General features: G+C 43.3%; 6 protein-coding genes and 1 pseudogene. 6 read left to right on the plus strand and 1 reads right to left on the minus strand.

Going from position 1 to position 5,390, the window contains the following annotated elements:
* Nucleotides 1–193 (minus strand): annotated as a pseudogene (locus B4K20_RS12700) (signal recognition particle-docking protein FtsY); the annotation flags it as partial.
* 65 nt (nt 194–258) lie between these two features.
* Here B4K20_RS12700 and B4K20_RS12705 point away from each other — a divergent pair.
* The 6 genes from B4K20_RS12705 to B4K20_RS12730 form a co-directional block, all read left to right on the plus strand.
* Complete coding sequence (locus tag B4K20_RS12705) at nt 259–1,626, plus strand: M16 family metallopeptidase (RefSeq protein ID WP_289243899.1); 1,368 nt, start codon at nt 259–261, stop codon at nt 1,624–1,626.
* Nucleotides 1,616–2,920: a M16 family metallopeptidase gene (locus B4K20_RS12710; protein ID WP_289283153.1), complete on the plus strand. Its 1,305-nt coding sequence runs from the start codon at nt 1,616–1,618 to the stop codon at nt 2,918–2,920. The genes B4K20_RS12705 and B4K20_RS12710 overlap by 11 nt, the downstream gene beginning before the upstream one ends.
* Entirely contained in the window at nt 2,904–3,494 is a 591-nt protein-coding gene (gene rsmD, locus B4K20_RS12715) for a 16S rRNA (guanine(966)-N(2))-methyltransferase RsmD (protein ID WP_289283154.1), read from the plus strand. The genes B4K20_RS12710 and rsmD overlap by 17 nt, the downstream gene beginning before the upstream one ends.
* The gene (gene coaD, locus B4K20_RS12720) at nt 3,491–3,979 is read left to right on the plus strand and encodes a pantetheine-phosphate adenylyltransferase (protein ID WP_286305271.1); all 489 of its coding nucleotides are present in this window, start codon (nt 3,491–3,493) and stop codon (nt 3,977–3,979) included. Before rsmD ends, coaD begins: the two co-directional genes overlap by 4 nt.
* Nucleotides 3,980–4,018: 39 nt before the next feature.
* Nucleotides 4,019–4,273, plus strand: coding sequence for a YfhL family 4Fe-4S dicluster ferredoxin (locus B4K20_RS12725; RefSeq protein WP_007145791.1), 255 nt, complete (start codon nt 4,019–4,021; stop codon nt 4,271–4,273).
* A gap of 152 nt (nt 4,274–4,425) precedes the next feature.
* On the plus strand, nt 4,426–5,390 hold a 965-nt coding region (locus B4K20_RS12730; protein WP_289283155.1), incomplete at its 3' end, for a class I tRNA ligase family protein.

The following is a 5,390-nucleotide window of genomic DNA, read 5'->3' on the forward strand; positions in this document are numbered from 1 at the left end:
TCAGCTTGCTGCTGGTTCGGCTCAGACCTTGCTTAAGACGGCTGAAAAAACCAGGTTGAGACTTTGTCTCACTTGTATCTTTTGTCTGCTCTTCTGGAGCAGATAATTCTGGTGATTTTTCAACAACATTATCTTCAGCGATAGGCGCGTCTGATTCGGGTGTTTTGGACTTTCTTTTAAGGAAACTAAACATATTCTCTGCTTGTCGTTAAACTTCGACGGTAAATCTTATCACGCGTTACAAAAAAAGAGATGCAGATGCTGAATATAAAAAATGTGGCTTGGGTTGTTTTTTTCTTACCCATGGTGGCTTTGGCAAACGTGAGTGAGTTTCAGTTGGAGAATGGACTGAAGCTGATAGTTAAAGAAGATCACCGTGCGCCTGTGGTCGTTTCACAAGTCTGGTACAAAGTGGGGTCAAGCTACGAGCATAACGGTATAACGGGGATCTCGCACATGCTGGAACATATGATGTTTAAGGGGACTAAACATCTTGAACCAAATGAGTTTTCTCATATCATTGCTGAGAATGGCGGCGAGCAAAATGCATTTACAGGACAAGATTATACGGCCTATTTTCAGAAGCTCCACAAAGATAGATTAGAAGTCAGTTTCAAACATGAAGCAGACAGAATGCGCAATTTAATTATTGACCCTGAGGAGTTATTAAAAGAACGGGAAGTCGTGACTGAAGAGCGCCGAATGCGCACCGATGATAATCCTCAATCTCTGCTGAGAGAACAATTCAGTGCTGCAGCCTTTGTCAGTAGTCCATACCACTGGCCAGTGATTGGTTGGATGAATGATATTAAGCATTATCAAGCAGAAGACTTACGTGCCTGGTATAAAAAATGGTATGCACCCAATAACGCTACTCTTGTGGTAGTGGGAGATGTTTCACCTAAAGCCGTTCTGGCCTTAGCCAAAAAATATTTTGGTCCATTGAAAGCGGAAAAAATTGCAGCATTGAAACCTCAGGAAGAGATAACTCAAAAAGGTTTGAGGCAAGTAGAGGTGAAAGCACCGGCAGAATTACCTTACCTGATGATGGGCTGGAAAGTACCTTCGGTGACAACGGTTGATAAAGACCAGGCATGGGAGCCCTACGCGCTTGAAGTTTTAGCGAATGTTTTGGATGGTGGTAACAGCGCGCGATTTGCTAAACAACTCGTGCGTGAACAACAGGTAGCTGCCAGTGTTGGCGCTGGCAATAGTCTGTTTTCACGCCTTTCTGATTTATTTATCGTTGCGGGAACGCCAGCAAATGATAAGTCCGTTGATGATTTGAAAAAAGCGATTATCGAGCAGATTTCTCAACTAAAAAATCAGCCTGTCAGTCATGAAGAGCTAGCACGTGTGAAAGCACAAGTTGTGGCTAATGCGGTGTATGAAAAAGATAGTGTGTTTTACCAAGCCATGCAGATTGGTATGTTGGAAACCATTGGTGTCGACTGGCAAGTGGGTGAACAATATGTCGACAACATCAAAGCGGTGACTGCTGAACAAGTTCAGGCCGTTGCCAATAAATATTTCAACAATTATCTATTAACGGTGGGCGAACTAGTGCCTTTACCGCTGGATGGTCATCGTCCTGTTTCATCTGCTGGAGGTCAATATGTCCATTAAAAAATGGATTTTTTTCATCACACTCACTGTCAGTTCTAGTGTCTTTGCCTCACCTGACATTCAAAAGTGGACGACTGAAAATGGTGCTAGCGTGTATTTTGTCAATGCACCTGAACTACCAATGGTGGACATCAATATTGTATTCAATGCCGGAGCAGCAAGAGATGCTGACCATCCAGGTCTGGCAAAGCTGACTAATGCCATGCTTGATGAGGGCACGGCTGATTTAGATGCGGATGCCATTGCTGATGCCTTCTCATCAGTCGGTGCAAACTACAGTGCAAGCTCTCAGCGAGATATGGCCATTCTGAGCTTGCGTACATTGACAGATTCGAATGCCTTCGATACCTCAGTCAATATGTTTGCAAAAATACTGTCGTCACCAAGCTTTCCTGAAACGTCATTTCTACGTATCAAACAACAGCTGTTAACAGGCCTTCAGGCTGAAAAACAATCGCCAAAAAGTTTGGCAACAAGAACTTTTTTTCAAGAACTCTATGGTGAGCATCCCTACGCTCAAATGCCTGCAGGAGATACGGTTAGCGTTGAAAAAATCAATCTGGCTGATTTGAAGGCGTTTTATCAGCAATATTATGTCGCAAAAAATGCGGTGGTCGTCATTGTCGGTGATGTAAGCAAGTCACAAGCACAGCAGTTAGCCACACGGTTAACTGTTCATCTTAAAAGTGGAGAAGCAGCTCCTGAATTGCCGGTTGTGAGTTCATTTAATCAGGATAAAGAGATCGTTTTACCGTTTCCATCCTCACAAACCACAATCATGATGGGACAAGTCGGCATCAGCCGTGATGACCCTGATTATTTCCCGCTCTATGTTGGTAATCATATTTTGGGAGGGAGTGGTTTAGTCTCCATTTTGAGTGATGAAGTACGAGAAAAGCGTGGATTAACGTATGGGGTTTATAGTTATTTTAGCCCTATGCAACAATCCGGGCCTTATGTGTTTGGCATGCAGACTCGCAACGATCAAACTGAGCAAGCCCTTAAGGTTCTGAAAGATACATTAAATAAGTACATCAAAAACGGACCATCACAAGCACAGCTAACAGCGGCTAAGCAAAATATTACCGGTGGATTTGCATTGAGAGTGGATAGTAATAGCAAGATCGCTGATTATCTTTCTATGATAGGCTTTTATAACTTGCCACTGGATTATCTGGATAGCTTTAACGATAAGATTAATGCTGTCACCGTGGCGGATATAAAAGAGGCGTTCAAACGACGCGTTCACGCAGACAACATGTTAACGGTATTAGTGGGTGGCGAAACAGAATAATAAGGCTAGAACGAATTCGCTGAGAATTATCGGTGGCGTTTGGCGAGGTAGAAAACTCACCTTCCCAGAAGTCGATGGATTGAGACCTACTAGTGATCGTACGAGAGAAACGATATTTAATTGGTTGCAGCCGTCTATGGGGGGCAGTCGTTGTCTCGACCTGTTTGCAGGTAGTGGTGCATTAGGTTTCGAAGCGGCATCAAGAGGTGCTGCAGAAGTGGTGTTGATAGAAAATAACCAACAGGCTTTTTTGCAGCTTAAGCAGAATGCAGACACGCTGAAGGCGTCAAACTGTGTTATCAAAAACAGTTCGGCAAATCAGGCCATCATCGAATCAACAATACCTTTTGATATCGTGTTTATTGATCCGCCATACCAGGCAGATTTATGGACCGATACAGCGGAAAATTTAGTGTCACAAGGGATTTTAAGTCAGGGGGCATTAATATATTTGGAATATCCTGCCAAGCAAGATATGCCGATATTACCCACTTCATGGCATTTATTGAAAGAAAAAAAAGCAGGTGATGTAAAATACTGCTTATTTGAATTTCATGCTGGAGAACAAGATTGAGTACCGTTGCGATATACCCAGGTACGTTTGATCCTATTACATACGGGCACATTGATCTCATTAAGCGTGCTTCACCATTATTTGAACGCATTATTGTGGCTGTGGCAATTAATCCGGGAAAGCAACCCATGTTCAGTCTCGATGAACGCGTGGAGTTAGTGAAAAAAGCGACGCTGGGTATTGAGAATGTTGAGGTAAGTGGATTTAAAGGCCTGCTGGTGAATGAAGCATTGAGTATGGGCGCAAATGTTATCATTCGTGGTTTGCGGGCCGTCTCAGATTTTGAGTATGAATTGCAATTGGCCACAATGAATCGCCGAATGCAATCAAAAGTAGAAACGTTATTTCTCACTCCAGCAGAGAATTTGAGCTTTGTCTCTTCAACACTGGTAAAAGAAATTGCTGTATTAGGTGGTGATGTCTCTGAATTTGTTGCGCCTTGTGTTCAAGAAGCCTTGAAACGCAAATTGCCGGCCCAAGACTAAGCACGCTAAAATAATATTATAAAGTTACTGGAGTAAACCATGTCGCTGTTTATCACTGATGAATGTATTAACTGTGATGTCTGTGAACCAGAATGTCCTAATGGAGCTATTTCTCAAGGTGCTGAAATCTATGAGATAGATCCCGATTTGTGTACGGAATGTGTGGGTCATTTCGATACACCACAATGTGTTGAAGTCTGTCCGGTGGATTGTATTCCTAAAGATCCGGATAACGAGGAAACACATGATCAGCTGTATGCAAAATATGAAACATTGATGGCGGCGGGAAAATAACACTGAATTATTTCCACGCAATCTCCACGAAATAAAAGCAGCTGATTTAGCTGCTTTTATTTTTTAGCTAAGCAAAACGACAGATTATTTTGAGCCCTGCTCCTGCTGAGTTATGCTTAGCGCTTTTCAAGTCCCTGATTTAAAGAGAATCCATGCAAAACGAATATCATCCCGACCAAGTAGAATCCGCTGCACAGCAATATTGGCAGGAAAATAATAGCTTCCATGTTGTTGAAGATACGTCTAAAGAAAAATTCTATTGTTTGTCGATGTTTCCCTATCCAAGTGGACAACTGCATATGGGACATGTGCGTAATTACACCATAGGTGATGTTATTTCACGCTACCAGCGCATGCAGGGAAAAAATGTCTTACAACCGATGGGCTGGGACGCATTTGGTTTACCCGCAGAAAATGCTGCGATTAAAAATAATGTGGCGCCGGCAGCATGGACATACCAAAACATTGATTATATGCGTGGTCAGCTACAACGTTTAGGACTTGGTTATGACTGGCAGCGTGAATTAGCCACTTGCACACCTCAATACTATCGTTGGGAACAATGGTTATTCACCCGATTGTTTGAAAAAGGACTCGTTTACAAGAAAACGGCGGCCGTGAACTGGTGTCCTCATGATGAAACGGTATTGGCCAACGAACAGGTCATTGATGGCTGTTGCTGGCGTTGTGATACCAAAGTAGAGCGTCGTGAGATTCCGCAATGGTTTATGAAAATTACTGACTATGCAGATCAGTTACTTGCGGATCTGGATCAGCTTGATGGCTGGCCTGACCAGGTGAAAACTATGCAGGCAAACTGGATTGGTCGCTCAGAAGGGGTGCAGATTCAATTTGATATGGTCGGTGCAGAAGACAAATTAGAGGTCTATACCACACGTCCAGATACATTGATGGGTGTCAGTTATCTCGCTGTCGCAGCTGAGCATCCTCTCGCGCTCAAAGCGGCGAATGATAATCCTATTTTGCAAACATTCATCGATGAGTGCCGCAAAATGGAAACGTCTGAAGCCGCCATGGAAACAGCAGAGAAAAAGGGTGTTGATACCGGCTTATTGGCTATTCATCCGGTAACGGGAGAGCAGGTACCGGTATGGGC

This window comes from Methylophaga sp. UBA5088 (assembly GCF_002414625.1).
Taxonomy (GTDB): Bacteria; Pseudomonadota; Gammaproteobacteria; order Nitrosococcales; family Methylophagaceae; genus Methylophaga; species Methylophaga marina.

Excerpts from the sequence above, each read along its gene's own strand:
- B4K20_RS12710 (WP_289283153.1), top strand. The coding sequence starts at position 1,616 with ATGTCCATTAAAAAATGGATTTTTTTCATCACACTCACTGTCAGTTCT.
- B4K20_RS12705 (WP_289243899.1), top strand. The coding sequence starts at position 259 with ATGCTGAATATAAAAAATGTGGCTTGGGTTGTTTTTTTCTTACCCATG.
- B4K20_RS12725 (WP_007145791.1), top strand. The coding sequence starts at position 4,019 with ATGTCGCTGTTTATCACTGATGAATGTATTAACTGTGATGTCTGTGAA.